Annotated in this window: 15 protein-coding genes and 1 pseudogene; 4 read left to right on the top strand and 12 right to left on the bottom strand. The window is 70.9% G+C overall.

Going from position 1 to position 14,472, the window contains the following annotated elements; genetic code table 11:
- The first annotated feature begins 25 nt into the window (after positions 1-25).
- Positions 26-1,261 (top strand): styrene monooxygenase/indole monooxygenase family protein, encoded by a 1,236-nt coding sequence (locus JIX56_RS14005; protein ID WP_257540672.1) that lies wholly within the window; start codon positions 26-28, stop codon positions 1,259-1,261.
- Between the two features lie 99 nt (positions 1,262-1,360).
- On the opposite strand, the gene JIX56_RS14000 is transcribed toward JIX56_RS14005, so the two are convergent.
- The 4 genes from JIX56_RS14000 to JIX56_RS13985 all read right to left on the bottom strand — a co-directional run bounded on the left by JIX56_RS14000 (position 1,361) and on the right by JIX56_RS13985 (position 4,922).
- Positions 1,361-2,506 carry a C40 family peptidase gene (locus JIX56_RS14000; protein ID WP_257540670.1) on the bottom strand — a complete coding sequence of 382 codons (1,146 nt, stop codon included), beginning with the start codon at positions 2,504-2,506 and terminating at the stop codon, positions 1,361-1,363.
- 102 nt (positions 2,507-2,608) lie between these two features.
- Positions 2,609-2,950 carry a hypothetical protein gene (locus tag JIX56_RS13995; RefSeq protein ID WP_257540669.1) on the bottom strand — a complete coding sequence of 114 codons (342 nt, stop codon included), beginning with the start codon at positions 2,948-2,950 and terminating at the stop codon, positions 2,609-2,611.
- Between the two features lie 10 nt (positions 2,951-2,960).
- Positions 2,961-3,686, bottom strand: a complete 726-nt coding sequence (locus tag JIX56_RS13990) for a TetR/AcrR family transcriptional regulator (protein ID WP_257540667.1) — start codon at positions 3,684-3,686, stop codon at positions 2,961-2,963.
- A 270-nt stretch (positions 3,687-3,956) separates the two neighbouring features.
- Complete coding sequence (locus JIX56_RS13985) at positions 3,957-4,922, bottom strand: AurF N-oxygenase family protein (protein ID WP_257540665.1); 966 nt, start codon at positions 4,920-4,922, stop codon at positions 3,957-3,959.
- A gap of 297 nt (positions 4,923-5,219) precedes the next feature.
- Between JIX56_RS13985 and JIX56_RS13980 the strand changes: the two genes are divergently transcribed.
- Positions 5,220-5,822, top strand: coding sequence for a hypothetical protein (locus JIX56_RS13980; RefSeq protein WP_257540663.1), 603 nt, complete (start codon positions 5,220-5,222; stop codon positions 5,820-5,822).
- On the opposite strand, the gene JIX56_RS13975 is transcribed toward JIX56_RS13980, so the two are convergent.
- The 6 genes and pseudogenes from JIX56_RS13975 to JIX56_RS48000 all read right to left on the bottom strand — a co-directional run.
- Positions 5,803-6,321 (bottom strand): DUF3291 domain-containing protein, encoded by a 519-nt coding sequence (locus JIX56_RS13975; RefSeq protein ID WP_257540661.1) that lies wholly within the window; start codon positions 6,319-6,321, stop codon positions 5,803-5,805. The two genes, JIX56_RS13980 and JIX56_RS13975, sit on opposite strands and share 20 nt — an antisense overlap.
- 248 nt (positions 6,322-6,569) lie before the next feature.
- A complete protein-coding gene (locus tag JIX56_RS13970) occupies positions 6,570-8,033 on the bottom strand; it encodes a penicillin-binding transpeptidase domain-containing protein (RefSeq protein WP_257540660.1) in 1,464 nt (487 codons plus the stop codon).
- Positions 8,034-8,055: 22 nt separating this feature from the next.
- Complete coding sequence (locus JIX56_RS13965; RefSeq protein ID WP_257540658.1) at positions 8,056-9,450, bottom strand: FtsW/RodA/SpoVE family cell cycle protein; 1,395 nt, start codon at positions 9,448-9,450, stop codon at positions 8,056-8,058.
- 48 nt (positions 9,451-9,498) lie between these two features.
- Complete coding sequence (locus JIX56_RS13960) at positions 9,499-9,849, bottom strand: SH3 domain-containing protein (RefSeq protein WP_257540656.1); 351 nt, start codon at positions 9,847-9,849, stop codon at positions 9,499-9,501.
- A gap of 444 nt (positions 9,850-10,293) precedes the next feature.
- Positions 10,294-10,548, bottom strand: coding sequence for a transposase (locus tag JIX56_RS48005; protein WP_443031816.1), 255 nt, complete (start codon positions 10,546-10,548; stop codon positions 10,294-10,296).
- Positions 10,514-10,690 (bottom strand): annotated as a pseudogene (locus JIX56_RS48000) (transposase); the annotation flags it as partial. The gene JIX56_RS48005 and the pseudogene JIX56_RS48000, both read right to left, overlap by 35 nt.
- Positions 10,691-10,763: 73 nt before the next feature.
- Between JIX56_RS48000 and JIX56_RS13950 the strand changes: the two are divergent.
- Positions 10,764-11,987: an RNA-guided endonuclease InsQ/TnpB family protein gene (locus JIX56_RS13950; protein WP_257540654.1), complete on the top strand. Its 1,224-nt coding sequence runs from the start codon at positions 10,764-10,766 to the stop codon at positions 11,985-11,987.
- 56 nt (positions 11,988-12,043) lie between these two features.
- Here the strand turns inward: JIX56_RS13950 and JIX56_RS13945 are convergent, their stop codons facing one another.
- Positions 12,044-12,556, bottom strand: a complete 513-nt coding sequence (locus JIX56_RS13945; protein ID WP_257540652.1) for a protein-tyrosine phosphatase family protein — start codon at positions 12,554-12,556, stop codon at positions 12,044-12,046.
- 87 nt (positions 12,557-12,643) lie between these two features.
- On the opposite strand from JIX56_RS13945, the gene JIX56_RS13940 reads away from it, so the two are divergent.
- A complete protein-coding gene (locus JIX56_RS13940; RefSeq protein ID WP_257540651.1) occupies positions 12,644-13,447 on the top strand; it encodes a nuclease-related domain-containing protein in 804 nt (267 codons plus the stop codon).
- A 135-nt stretch (positions 13,448-13,582) separates the two neighbouring features.
- Here JIX56_RS13940 and ligD read toward each other — a convergent pair whose 3' ends face one another.
- Positions 13,583-14,464 carry a non-homologous end-joining DNA ligase gene (gene ligD / locus JIX56_RS13935; protein ID WP_257540648.1) on the bottom strand — a complete coding sequence of 294 codons (882 nt, stop codon included), beginning with the start codon at positions 14,462-14,464 and terminating at the stop codon, positions 13,583-13,585.
- Between the last annotated feature and the right edge of the window lie 8 nt (positions 14,465-14,472).

Below are 14,472 nucleotides of genomic sequence, written 5' to 3'. Positions count from 1 at the left end.
CGGACGAACCAGGAGACCTGTCCGGATGCGGAAGATTCTCGTCGTCGGAGCCGGCCAGTCCGGGCTGCACCTGGCCCTCGGACTCCAGTCGCACGGGTACGAGGTCACACTGATGTCCAATCGCACCCCGGACGAGATACGCGCCGGCCGGATCATGTCCACCCAGTGCATGTTCGACTCGGCCCTGCGCCACGAGCGCGACCTCGAACTGAACTTCTGGGAGTCCCAGGCCCCGAGGATCGAGGGCGTCGGGGTGTCCGTCGCCGGCCCGGACGGGGAGCGCGCCGTCGACTGGGTCGGAAGGCTGCGCGGATACGCGCAGGCCGTGGACCAGCGGGTGAAGATGGCCGGCTGGTTGGAGACGTTCGCCCGGCGGGGCGGCCAGCTGGTCATCCACGGCGCCGCGGTCTCCGACCTCGACTACTTCTCCCGCGTGTACGACCTCGTGCTCGTCACCGCGGGCAAGGGCGAACTGGTACGGATGTTCCGCCGCGACGCCTCCCGCTCGCCCTACACCGAGCCGCAACGCGCCCTCGCCGCCGTGTACGTGCACGGACTCGGCCCGCGCCCCGAGCACCCGGAGTTCGACGCGGCCCGCTGCAACCTGGTGCCCGGCCTCGGCGAACTCATCGTCCAGCCGGTCCTCACCACCTCCGGCCGGGCCGACGCCCTGTTCTGGCTGGGCCTGCCCGGCGGCCCGCTCGACGCGTTCCACGGCGTCCGGGACGCCGAGGGGCAGCTCGCCCTGACCCTGGAACTCATGCGGCGCCACGTCCCCTGGGAGTACGCGCGAGCCACCGGGGTGGAGGTGACCGACCCGGGCGCGGCGTTGACCGGCCGCTACACGCCGGTCGTCCGGCACCCCGTCGCACGGCTTCCCGGTGGCGGGCTGGTGCTGGGCGCCGGGGACGTCGTCGTGGCCAACGACCCGCTCACCGGGCAGGGGGCGAACTCGGCGACCAAGTGCGCGGCCGTCTACCTCGCCGCGATCCTCGATCACGGGGACGGGGAGTTCGACGAGGCGTGGATGCGGCGGACGTTCGAGCGGTTCTGGCGGATCGCCGGGCCCGTCACGAAGTGGACCAACACGATGTTGGCTCCGCCGGCTGAGCATGTGCTGGGGTTGATCGGGGCGGCTGAGGGGCTGCCGGTGGTGGCGGATCGTTTTGCCAATGGGTTTGATGATCCGGGGGATTTTGAGGGGTATTTCTACGAGGGGGAGAAGACGGCGGCGTATCTTTCGGAGGTTGCCGGGGGGTAGGGGGGCGTGGGGGTGCCTTCTCTTGGCTGTCGGGTGCGGGTTGTGTGTGGTTGTTCGCGCCCACGCGGCGGAGCCGCACATCGATACAGCCCCGCGCCCCTAAAGGCCTGTAGTGCTCGGGAGCTTCGGGGGGTTGAACTTCTTCAGGGGCTTTTCCTTCGGGTCTGGGCGTACCGCTCCCAGGATCGGGTTGGCGGCGATGGGGGAGACCTTGATCCTGGTGTCGGGGCGGGCGGCCTGGACGACCTTTCCCTCTCCCAGGTACAGGGCTACGTGGGTGGCCTTCTTGAAGTAGAGGACCAGGTCGCCGGGGCGGAGCTCGGCCAGGGGGACTCGGGGGAGTTGGGCCCACTGTTCCTGGCTGGTGCGGGGGATGGGGTGGCCCGCTCGGGACCAGGCCTGAGAGGTGAGGCCTGAGCAGTCGTACGTCTTCGGGCCCTCGGCGCCCCATTCGTAGGGCTTGCCGAGCTGGGCGACGGCGTGGCGCAGGGCCTTGGCGCCGGCGCGGGTCGGGGGGCGTACGGTGCTGAGCGCGCCGGAGGTGACGAGGTCCCGTTGGGCCTCGGCCGTGCGGTCCTGCTCCAACTTCTCGATGTCGGCGAGTTGTTCGGCGGTGAGGGAGGCGAGAAGCTTCTCCACCTCGTCGAGGCGCTCGCGTACGTCGTCGCGTTCCTTCTCGCGGCGCTCGGTGAGGGTGAGCTGCCGGTCGAGGGCCGCGCGGGCCGTGCGGGCGAGGGCGTCGGAGTCCTGCTCGCTGCCGACCAGCCGCTCCACCGTGTCGGCCCGTTCCCGGGCGACCTGGCCGATCACATGGCCCTGCTCCAGTGCCCGGTGCGGGTCGCGGGCGAGGAGGAGCCGTACGTACGGGGAGAGCGCGGTGCTGCTGTTCTGGTACTGCTGCCGGGCCAGCCGGCCTGCCGCGCCCCGGCTGTCGTGCAGGGAGAGGCGGGCCGCCACGAGCCGCCGGTCCAGCCTCGCCACCTCGGCGCGCTGCTCGGCCAGGTCCTCGTCGGTGGCGTTGTACGCCTCGGTGGCCTCCTCGGTCTCGCGGTAGAGCCGCTGGAGATCGGTGAGGAGGTCGGCGATCGAGCGGTTGTCGGGGGCGGCGGTCTCGGTGCCGGTGTCGGTGCCGGCGGGGGGTTCCGGTGCGGCCATGACCGGTGTGGGGGTCGTGGTGAGGAGGGCGCCGGCTGTGAGCGCCGTGACCGTTGCCGTACTGACCAGGCGCAGAAGCCTTCCTGACACGTCATCACCTCCGGTGCGGGGGTGGGCCGTCCACCTCGCATCGGCAGGATGGGGGGAGCGGGGGGCGGGCGCGCGCCGGGTGGACCGTTCGGCGCCCGGGGGTCACTCGTCGGTGGGGCGCGGCTGCGCGGGCGGCGTGGCGGATTGCCCGTCCGGGGTGTCCCGGGTGTCGGGACCGGTCGCGCCGTTCGGCTTGGACCAGGGCCACTTCAGGCGTCGGCCGGGGTCCGCGTCGGGGGCGTACTCGTACTTCCACAGCTGGTGCAGGAAGCCGCCCCGGCCGGCGTCGACCCGGCGGTAGACGAGGACGGTCGGGGGGCCGCCGGCCGCGTCGGGCACGGGGATCCGGTACGTCTTCGGGGGGTGCCCGGTGATGCCGAGCAGCACGGGCAGGACGCGCCCGTCGAGGGGGCCGCCCACGAAGGGGGTGTCTTGGCTCTTCACCCGACCAGTGTCACAGCAGGTGGGCGGCGTCGCCGACCACGGGGAGGACGCGGCGGGCCAGGGAGCCGACGGCGCCGGCGGAGGTCTCGACGGCGAGGGCGTGCCGTATGACGGCGGCGGTCTGGGGGTCGCGGCCGGCGGTGGCGAGGAGGCAGGCGACGAACTGTTCGACGAGCCAGTCGCGGAGTTCGCCGACGTCCGGCCGCTTGCCCTCGTCGAGCCAGATGAGGGAGGCCGCCTCGACGGAGGTGATCCACATACGGACGGTCATCCGCAGCCGGAGGCCGGGCTCGGTCACGTCCAGATGCCGGATGATGTGGTCCGCGGCGGCCCGCCGGACCCCGTCCACGATGGCGGTCGCCCGGGAGGTCTCCACGACGCTGCCGCCCTGGAGGAGGGCGCTGAAGCCGGTGTCGTGCTCGTCCACGAAGGTCAGATAGCGGTCGAGGGCGCGGGACAGGCGTCTGGTGAGGGGGCCCTCGGCCGGCTCGTCGAAGCACTGCTCCAGCTCCTCGGCGGCCGAGCGCAGGGCCGCCTCGTAGAGCTGCTGCTTGCCGCCGGGGAAGTAGCGGTAGACGAGGGGGCGGGAGACCCCGGCCGCCTCCGCCACGTCGTCGAGGGAGACGTCCTCCGGCGCGTTGTGCGCGAACAGTTCCAGCGCCGCGTTCAGCAGCTGGCTGCGCCGCTCTTCCACACTCAGTCGGCGGTACGCGCGGGTGGGGGCCTCGGACGTCATACCTCGGAGGGTAGTCGGGGGGCGTGGGGGTTGTCGGGTTGAGATCGCGTCAGGGGGTGGGGGTGCCTGTGTGTCGGCGGGTGCGGGTCCGGTGGGGCTTCTCGCGCAGTTCCCCGCGCCCCTGAAAAGCAGGGGCTGCGCCCCGTGCTTTTCGGCCCGCAGGGGCCGTGTCTTTTCAGGGGCGCGGGAAACTGCGCGAGCAACCACACACCACCCGCACCCGCCGACACACAGGCACCCCCACCCCCTGACGCGCCGGGCCGGGAAGGGCTACGCCAGCAACCCCGACGACCTCCACATACGCCGTCCGACACCCTGGAGGACCCCGATGTCGTCCAGGAAGTCCGTCAGCCGCTTCGCGCCGGTCTGCATGATGTCGCGGCGGTGGCCGCTGGCCCGTACCTGGGCGACAGCCACCCGCTGGTCGAGGCCGACGTTCGCGTAGACCTCCGGGTTGATGAAGGCGACGGCGAAGACGCGGGCGAACTCGCCGGAGGTGACGCGGGTGAAGCTCCGGGACCAGCGGGGGGCCGTCACCATCTGGCGGCGCAGCTCTTCACGGGCGTAGCGGACGTGCCGGGCCTCCTCGACGACATGGATGCGGGTGACGCCCCGGATGAGCGGCTGCACCCGCTCGTCGGGGAAGGTCAGCCGCTGCATCCAGTCGAGGATCTCCTCGCCGAGGAGGGTCGCGGTGAAGGAGCCGGGCGTCGTCGAGATCGTCTTGAAGAGGCGGCCCAGGTTGTGGTGCGGCCGGCTCACCGGGTAGTACGGGGTGTCGCCCTTGCTGATCAGCCGGGCGAACATCTTCGAGTGCCGGCACTCGTCCTCGATCTCGGTCAGCGCGTAGCGGACGTGCGCGCTGGTCGCGGCCTTGTCGTAGATGTGCCGTACGAGCAGTTGCATCAGGATGATCTCGAACCAGATGCCGAGGGAGGCCAGGGCCGCCGCCTCGTGCTGGGACAGCGCGATCCGCTGTTCCTCCGGCATCCGCCGCCACAGCGGCGTTCCGTACAGGGACACCAGCTCCGGCGGCCAGAACCACTTGCCCGCCTCGAAGGGCGCGTCCCAGTCCAGCTCCTCGTCCGGGTCGAAGGAGTGCTTCGCGGAGGAGACGAGCAGCCGCTCGGCCACCTGCTCCCGGTCCTTGAGGAGCCCGAGCGCGTCGCGCAGCACCTCCGCTTCGGACCGGGAGTCCGACGAGGTCACGGGGTTCACCGAGGGCACCGTAGTCATGGCTGTCGCAGCTCCTCGTACGGGAGTTCAGGGAGTTACCGGCGGTCACCGGTTATGAGACTACTTGTCAGCAAGGCCGTCAATCCCTTGCGCGGCACTTGTTGACGACCCGTCCACCCCGGCGGCGGGCCTACGTCGATACCGGGCGGCGGGCCCGTGCAGTAGCGTTCTGGCGTGTCCCTGCCTCAGCCTCCTGAGCCGCTCACCCCGCAGCCCCCGCTTCTGCCTGCGCCTGCGCCTCCGTCTCCGGCTCCGCCTCCGCCGAAGAGGAGCCGCGTCGGGATCGTTCTCGGGGTCGTGGGCGGGGTCGTCGGGCTGCTGGTCGTGGCCGCGACCGCGTGGGTGGTCGTCGGGGCGGACTCCGACAGCGGCTTCCCCGAGGCCGAGTACCGGCTGACGCTGCCCGAGACCCTGCTCGACGGCGGGTACGAGCTGACGCGGGACTTCTCCGACTCCTCCGGAAGCGGGCTGAAGGAGGAGGCCGAGAGCGGGTGGGGCGCCCGTGACGTCCGCGCCGCCGTCGCGACGTACGCTCCCGCGGACCGCGGGGGGCAACTCAATGTCTCGGGCGTCTACGGCCGCTTCACGGACAGCGACGAGGCGCGGGACACGATGATGAAGGGCGCCGCCGGCACCGACGGGCTCACCCTCGCCGTACCCCCCAAGGACTTCGAGCCGGCCGGGGCGGACACGACCGTCACCTGTCAGGTGATCACCATGGACAACGGGGGCGCGGAGGTCTTCGCGCCGATGTGTGGCTGGAACGACGGCAACACCGCGGCGATCATCGGGGAGATCACTCCCGGCAATGCCGCCGACAGCCCTGAGGACCTGGACCTGGCGGCCTTTGCCGAGCGCACCCTCCGGATCCGGTCCGAACTCAGGAAGCCGATCGGCTGACCGCGTCGGCCATCGGCTCCGCGACCGGCTCCGCGATTGGCTCCGCCGGTCCCGCCGGGAACGACGTGCGCAGGGTGAAGGCGTAGGGGGTCGGGCCGTGGGCCCGGAGGTGGAGGAGGCGTTCCTCCGCCTCGGCGACGGTGGGGTGGTGGCCGGCCGGTACCCACCACAGGGTGGTGACCGCCTCGGCCAGGCGCTCGAACCACTCCCGCCTGCGGGACAGCAGTTCCCGGTGCTGTCCCTGGTACATGAACGCCGTCAGAGCGTTGGCGTCGCGCCATACCGACATGTTGATGATCAGCCACTCGTCGCCGAGGACGGGGATGTCCGTGGCGTTGCCGGAGTCGCTCTTCAGGCGCCACACGAAGCCGTCCGAGGTGTCCGCCACCGCGTTCACCGGGTCCAGGGCGTCGACGAAGTCCTTCAACTGGGGGGAGTCCAGGGGGGCTTTGAGGCGGGCGATGTTGACCTGGGCGAGTTCGTACGTGGCGGGATTCATGGACCGAACGATAGGTCGGGAGGAGGTGTCGGCTGTATCCCTTATCTCAGTTTGTGGTCATGCCTCGCGCCGGTGGGGGCTGGTCGCGCCCACGCGGCGGAGCCGCATATCGACACAGCCCCGCGCCCCTTACGGGGCGCTGCACCTAGGGCCCTTCTGATGGATCTCCGCGGCGTCGCGACGCCCGGCACGCCGAGAGCACGCACCGAACGCCGCTCCTTCTCCCACGGAGATCCATCAGAAGGGCCCTAGTCGGCGGCCTTAAGTACCGCTCTCATCACCTCCCTCGCGATCGGGGCCGCGTCCCCGCCCCCGCTGATGTCCCCGCGTACCGCCTCCGCGTCCTCGACGACCACCGCTACGGCCACCTGGGGTTCGACCGCGTCGTCGGACTGGGCCCAGCCGATGAACCAGGCGTAGGGGGTGCCGGAGTTGCCGATGCCGTGTTGGGCGGTGCCGGTCTTGCCGCCGACGGTGGCGTGGCGGATGGCGGCGTTGGCGCCGGTGCCGTCCTCGACCACGGCGCGCATCAGCTCGCGCAGGCGCCTCGCGGTCGAGGAGGTCATGGCCTGGCGGAGGGTGTGTGCGCCGGAGGCGGAGACGGTGCGGCCGTCGGCCGTGGTGGTGCGTTCGACGAGGTACGGCGAGCGGACCGAGCCCCCGTTGGCGACGGCGGCCGTGACGAGGGCCATCTGGAGGGGGGTGGCGCGGGTGTCGTACTGGCCGATGGAGGAGAGGGCGAGCTGGGCCCGGTCCATGTCGGTGTTGAAGCTGCTGGGGGCGACGGAGAAGGGGATCCGGAGGTCCGAGTCGTTGAAGCCGAAGGCGCGGGTCGTGTCCGTCATGGCGCCCAGCCCGACGTCCACGCCCAGCTTCGCGAAGACCGTGTTGCAGGACCACTCGAAGGCGTAGCGCAGGGAGGCGTTCTCGCAGCCCTCGACCTCGTTGGAGAGGGACGTCGTGGTGCCCGGCAGGGTGTACGGGGCGGGGGAGCGGGTGCGGGCGTCGAGGTCCCTGACCACCCCGGCGTCCAGCGCCGCCGCGGCCGTCACCACCTTGAAGGTCGAACCCGGCGGATACGTCTGCCGCACCGCCCGGTTGAGCATCGGCTTGGCCGCGTCCCCGTTCAGCCGCGCCCACGCCTCGGCCACCGAGGGGCCGTTGCCGGAGAGCACTCCGGGGTCGTACGACGGCCTGGAGACCAGCGCCAGGACGCGCCCGGTGGCCGGTTCGAGCGCGGCGACCGCGCCCCGGCGGGCGCCGAGTCCCAGGTAGGCCGCGCGCTGGGCCGCGGCCTGGAGGGTCGTGACGACCTCGCCGCCGGCGTTCTGGTCGCGGGTGATGTCGTTCCACAGGGGGAGGAACGACAGCATGGGGCTACTGCCGTCGAGGACGGAGTCCTCCGCGTGCTCCAGGAACGACGTCCCGTACACCTGTGAGGCGAAGCCCGTGACCGGCGCGTACAACGGGCCGTCCCTGTACGTCCGTTCGAAGCGGAGCTGCTCCCCCGTGTCCTTGGAGCCGGTGACCGGGCGCCCCTCGACCATGATGTTCCCGCGCGGCTGGCCCCAACGGGCGATCGCCGGGCGGCGGTTGGCGGGGTTGTCGTCGTACGACCGGGACTGGAAGACCTGGACGCGGGTGGCGTTGACGAGGAGGGCGAGCAGGAGCAGGGCGCAGAGGGCGGCGGCGCGGCGGATGTACTTGGTCATGCGCCCCTCCGGACGTACATGGTCATACGCTCCTGTCCTCCGGGCCGTCGTGACGGTCGTACTGGCTGCGGGCGGAGTCGCTCAGCCGGATCAGCAGGGCCACGATGATCCAGTTGGTGACGACGGAGGAGCCGCCCTGGGCGAGGAAGGGCATCGCCATGCCGGTGAGGGGGATGAGACCGGTGACGCCGCCGGCGATGACGAAGACCTGGAGGGCGATGATCGAGGCGAGGCCGGTGGCCAGCAGGCGGCCGAAGGGGTCGCGCAGGGCGAGGCCGGTGCGGTAGCCGCGCTCCACCAGCAGGGCGTAGAGCAGGAAGATCGCGGCGAGACCGGCGAGGCCCAGCTCCTCGCCCGCCGTGGCCAGGATGAAGTCCGACTTGGCGGCGAAGCCGATCAGGATGGAGTGGCCGAGGCCGAGGCCGGTGCCCAGCAGCCCGCCGGCGGCGAACGCGAAGAGGGACTGGGCGAGTTGGCCCGGGCCCTGGCCCGCCTCGATCGACGCGAACGGGTGCAGCCAGTCCTCGACGCGGCTGTGCACATGCGGTTCGAGCCAGCCGACGGCCACCGCGCCCACGCACGCAAGCAGCAGCCCCACCGCGATCCAGCCGGTGCGGCCCGTGGCGACGTACAGCATGATCACGAACAGGCCGAAGAACAGCAGCGAGGTCCCCAGGTCCCGTTCCAGGACCAGGACCCCGACGCTCAGCAGCCAGATGGTGACGATCGGGCCGAGGACGCGCCCGGTGGGCAGTTGCAGGCGCTTGAACCGCCAGATCTGGCGCCCGGCGTACGCCAGCGCGTTGCGGTTCGCCGCGAGATAGCTGGCGAAGAAGAGCGCGAGCAGCACCTTCGCGAACTCGCCCGGCTGGAGGGAGAATCCGGCGATCCGCACCCAGATACGGGCCCCGTTGACCGGAGGGAAGAGGATCGGCAGCGCCAGCAGGCCCAGCGCGGCCACGACCGAGAGGTACGCGTACCGCTGGAGCACCCGGTGGTCACGCAGCAGGGCCACGACCGTGATGAACAGCGCCACCCCGAGCGTCGACCAGTTCAGCTGCGCGGGCGCCGCCCGGTCGGCCGGGGTCTCCAGGTCGAGCCGGTGGATCAGCACCAGGCCCAGGCCGTTGAGGAGCACCGCGATGGGCAGCAGCAGCGGATCGGCGTACGGCGCCCGCAGCCGCACCACCAGATGGGCCAGCAGCGCGAGCACCCCGAGCCCGGCACCGTAGTCGGCGGCGCCGGGCGGGACGGAGCCGTTCTTCGCCAGACCGACAGCGCAGTAGCCGTACACCGAGAGCAGAACGGCGACGACGGTGAGGGTGAACTCGACGCCTCGGCGCCGGAGCAGGCGTACGGCGGGCGGGGGCGGGTCCGAGGGATCCGCCGCCAGGGTCGGTCCGGCCTTGGTGGTCATGCCCGGAACTTACCTAAATGGGATGCCTTGTGTGCCTTGTCGCTCAGCTCAGCACCAGCGTGGCGTCTTCCAGGCGGCGATGTAGCGGGCCGAACCCCACGCCCAGGTGCCGTCGGTGAGCAGGTACCACTGCCGGTTGCCGTCGATGTTCTGGCTCAGGGTCCTGCAGTAGATCTGGACGATCTCGCCGTACTTCGCGACCCGGACGGCCGCGCCGCCGCGCGTCGGCGCGCTGCGCAGGACCAGACCGGCACGGGCGGTGACCTCGCCGTTGACGATGTACTTCTTCCCGGGGTCCTCCCGGTCGACGCCGATCGCGGGAGTCGTGGCCGCGAAGGCCACGAGAGCGCCACCGGCAGCGGCTATGCCGAACCGCATGAGCAGAATCCGCAGGGACATTGATGCTCCTCCAGAAGGGGGCGAACCTGACTGTTCGCCACATTAGGGGGAGGGGAGAGAGGGTGCCTTCTGCGATGGGCCATCAGGGATCGAGCCCCGAAAGAGGCGCGAGGCGGGGCGGCGGCCACGGCGACCGACGCGCCGGCGGCAGCCCGCGCGGGGTGGCTGGGGAACACAAGACTGCTGGGTGCGTGGGTAGGGGACGGGCGGGGGTCCCGGGCGGGCGAGTGTGGTTCCGTCCGCCCTACTCATGGCTGCCCATGCCTATCCGTGCCTATCCGTGCCTATGTGTGCGGAAGTATTACTCCCATGACGGCTCGGTCCCGCAGGCCACGCTACCGGGATTCATTCGCAGCGCATCGGGCTTCAGCCCGGCGGTGAAGCGCATCTGAGGGTGGCGAGGCGGAGCGTCGCCGCATCTGGTCGGGCGGAGCCGGGCAGGGCTTACACCGGCCGGTTCTGCTGCTCGATGCACTGCCTGACCGCCGAGAGCGGGGCGCCGCCGACGGTTCCGGCGAAGTAGGAGCCCGACCACAGTTTGTTGGCCCGCCAGTAGTGGCGTGCCAGGTCGAGGAATTCGCCCCCAGTCTTCGGCCGGGAGGTGCCCCAGGCGCAGGCGGCGTGAGGAGACGCCCTTGAGGCAGTTGACCAGCTTGGTGACGCGACCTTGGGCGGGAAGTTCACCAACAGGTTGGACATGGCCGGTCTCGCCGTTGAACTCCACCCGCTCGCACTTGAAGTCCGCACACGCCGACCGCATGATCTCCTCCATCCGCGCCAGGTGCTCTTCCGTGAACACGTTGTGCCTGAACTTGATCACGAAGACCAAGTGCACATGCATGGCAAAAACACAGTATCGACCAGTTCTGATCTCCCGAATATCTCCCATAGCCCAAGTATTTACTGTGGCTCTCATGCAGCTTCGGTACAGCTTTCGCCTGTACCCGAACCATGCCCAACGCGGTGCGTTGACTCGGGCGTTCGGGTGCGTCCGTGTCGTGTTCAACGACGCCGTGCGCGCCCGCGAGGACGCACGTGCGGCGGGCGCGCCGTTCCCGAAGGCCAGCGAGCTGTCCAAGCGTCTGATCACCGAGGCCAAGCAGACCGAGGCCCGCTCCTGGCTGGGCGAGGTCTCCGCGGTCGTGCTCCAGCAGTCCCTGCGCGATGCCGAGACGGCGTACAGGAACTTCTTCGCCTCCCTCAAGGGTGAGCGCAAGGGGCCCAAGCTGGGGGCACCGAGGTTGAAGTCCCGCAAGGACGCCCGGCAGTCGATCCGGTTCACCGCCAACGCCCGCTGGTCGATCACCGGCAGCGGACGGCTGAACCTGCCGAAGATCGGGGCGGTCAAGGTGAAGTGGTCGCGGACCCTGCCCACCACCCCCACCTCCGTCACCGTGATCCAGGACGCGGCCGGGAGGTACTTCGCCTCGTTCGTCATCGACACCAACCCGGACACCGACGCGGCCCGCATGCCCGACACCGGCCACACCGTCGGCATTGACCTGGGCCTGACGCACTTCGCGATCCTCGACGACGGCACGAAGATCGACTCCCCGCGGTTCCTGCGCCGTGCGGAGAAGAAACTGAAGAAGGCCCAGCGGGAGCTGTCCCGCAAACAGAAGGGATCCAAGAACCGGCAGAAGGCCCGCCTGAAGGTCGCCCGCGCGCATGCCCAGGTCGCCGACGCGCGCCGTGAATTTCACCACCAGCTCTCCACGAAGCTGATCCGCGAGAACCAAGCGATCGGCGTGGAGGACCTGGCGGTGAACGGACTGGCACGCACCGGACTGGCCAAGAGCGTGCACGATGCGGGCTGGTCGCAGTTCGTGGCCATGCTCGTCTACAAGGCCGAACGGTACGGGCGCACCCTGATCAAGATCGGCCGGTTCGTGCCGACCAGCCGGACCTGCTCGTACTGCGACCACGTGGACGGACCCAAACCCCTCCACATCCGCGAATGGACCTGCCCCGCCTGCGGAGCCCTCCTCGACCGGGACATCAACTCCGCACGCAACGTGAAAAAGGCCGCCGGACTGGCGGTATCAGCCTGTGGAGCGCCGGTAAGACCAGAACCCGTTCTGGCCCAGCGCGACGAAGCAGGAAGCCACGGATTCCCTCCCGAAGCCCGTGCCGCGTAGCGGCACAGCAACGAGAGGGAAGGCCACAATCCCCGGGCTTCAGCCCGAGGAGCAAGTCAATCGGCCAGCTCCTCAAGGAACCGGACCGTCGGCAGCCCCGTGTGCAGGTACTCCACGAACAGCTCGTTGTGCAGCGCCCACGGCGAACGGCGGGTGCGGATCAGCCGGATCGCCTCCTCCGCGGAGTGCCCGTCGCGGATCAGCGCGTGCGCCACGACCAGACCGGACCGGTTGTAGCCGCTGTAGCAGCGGACGAGGACCCGTTTGCCGTCCTCCAGCGCGTCGCACGCCGCCTGTGCCAGCCGCATCACACCCGCCAGCTGCGTACCGTCCAACGGCCCGTCCGGGATCGGCCACACATGGTGCTCGACGCCGTCGTCCGGCCCGTACCCCGGCAGTCGCAGCAGCGTGAGCACCAGATCGAACTCAGCGCGTACGACCGCGAATTCGATGTCGCCGGTACCGGTCCGCCCCGCGAACTCGTGCCCGCCCATCCACAGACCGGGCACGATCTCGCTCCACGGTTCGTCCGGAGCCGGAACATCGTGCTGGTTCCTGCGCGTCCGCAACGGCGCCTCCCCAAGTCACCCCAAAGGTAGCCGGGTTCTTGCCGATGGAGCACCCCGCCTGGTCCCATGGTCGTGGGGTGATGGTGCATGAACGGACTGCGCGTCATACCGACCTGGCGCCACGGACAGGAACGCCTGTACGTGTGCCGGACCGACGGGAGGAACATCGCCTGGTACGACCGTGAGGCGGGCCGGGTGAATCTCCTCAGCGAGGAGCGGAGAGAGGACGTGCTCGCCGTCCTCGGCCCGTTCATCTCCGGCCCGGTCACGGTGGGCCCGCCACCCGTGCCGACCCCCGCCGAGCTGGCCCGGCTGAGCCTCCATCCGGACGACGACCTGGCCCCCAACCGCCCCGGCGAGGCCCTCCTCATCGCCCTCGACCGCGCTCCCGGACCACCGCGCCGGCTGCGTCCCGACCCGCGCCGCCGCGCCCTGGCCGCCGAGCAGACGGTCGGCGACGCGCTGGACCGGCTGGAGGGCGCCGGCTGGCGCACCCTGCACTCCGTGCCCCTGCCCGGCGGCGACCGTATCCACCACCTCGTCATCGGCCCCGGGGGCCTGTTCTGCGTCCGGTCCCTCTACGCCCGCAGGCAGCGCGTCGTCGTCACCGACCCCATGGTCGCCGTCGGCCGCCACGAGCCCCGCGCGCTGCTGCGCAGGCTCCGCGCCGACGCCGACCGCGCCTCCTACGCCCTCACCGCCGAGGTCCGCCCCGTCCTCGCCCTCGCCGAACCGTCCGGCCTCGCCGTCACCACGCCCCTGCGGGAGGTCCGTGTCCTGCGGGACACGGACCTGTCGGAACTCGCCCGCGCGGGTGGCGTGCTGAAGCCGGCGGACGTGGAGGGGATGCATTCCGTGGCACGGGACCGGCGGACGTGGGCTCGGGTGTAGGCCGGCTTTCGGGCGCGGGTCGGTCGTGGTGACCGGCCCTGGGGGCTGCGCCCCCGGACGCCCCGTCGGCCTGCGGCCTCGTCCTCAAACGCCGGACGGCTGATTTGTTGCCTGGCCGGGCTGACTGACGATGTCTTACGGCAGCGGGTGCGCCGCGTCCACGTCGAGGAGGGGCGCCAGCAGATCCCCGTGGTCCTGGAGGCGGGCCGCGATGTCCTCGGCGTGGAAGGCCAGTCGTCCGGCGGAGGCGCACTCCTCGACCTCGGTCCAGGTGACCGGCGTGGAGACGGTGGGCTCGGGGCGGGCGCGGAGGGTGTAGGGCGTGGCCGTGGTCTTGCGGGCGGCGTTCTGGCTCCAGTCGACGAAGACCTTGCCGGGGCGCAGGCTGCGGGTCATCCGGTGGACGACCTGGCGGGGCAGGGCCTTCTCGGCCTCGACGGCGAGTTCCTTGGCGTACTCCGTCACCCGCTCGGAAGACGACCCGCGCACCGCCGCCAGCAGATGCAGCCCCTTCGACCCGGACGTCTTCGCGTACGCCTCGATCCCGTCCGCCGCGAGCCGCTCCCGCAGCCAGCAGGCGACCTCGCAGCACTCGACGACCGTCGCGGGCGCTCCCGGGTCCAGGTCGAAGACCAGCCGGTCGGCCTCGTCGGGGATGCTGACGGTCCACTGCGGCGTGTGGAACTCGGCGACCAGGTTCGAGGCCCACATCAGGCTCGCCAGGTCCTGGACCAGCACCATCCGCGCCGGGCCCTCCATCCGCCGTACCTCGGCGGTCGTGACCCAGTCGGGTGTGCCCGGCGGCACGTTCTTGGTGAAGAAGACCTGGCCGCCCGGCCCGTCCGGGTAGCGGAGGAAGGAGACCGGGCGGTCGCGCAGATGCGGCAGCAGGGCATCCGCGGTCGTGGCGTAGTAGTGCAGCAGCTCACCCTTGGTGAAGCCCGTCGCCGGGTGGAGGACCTTCTCCAGATTGGACAGGGCGACCCTGCGGCCCTCCACCTCGGTGATCGGTGTCATGGGACTCA

Source organism: Streptomyces sp. CA-210063 (genome assembly GCF_024612015.1).
Lineage (GTDB): Bacteria > Actinomycetota > Actinomycetes > Streptomycetales > Streptomycetaceae > Streptomyces.
The sequence above is the reverse complement of the archived record's forward strand: the minus strand, read 5'-3'. Positions and strand labels throughout refer to the sequence as shown.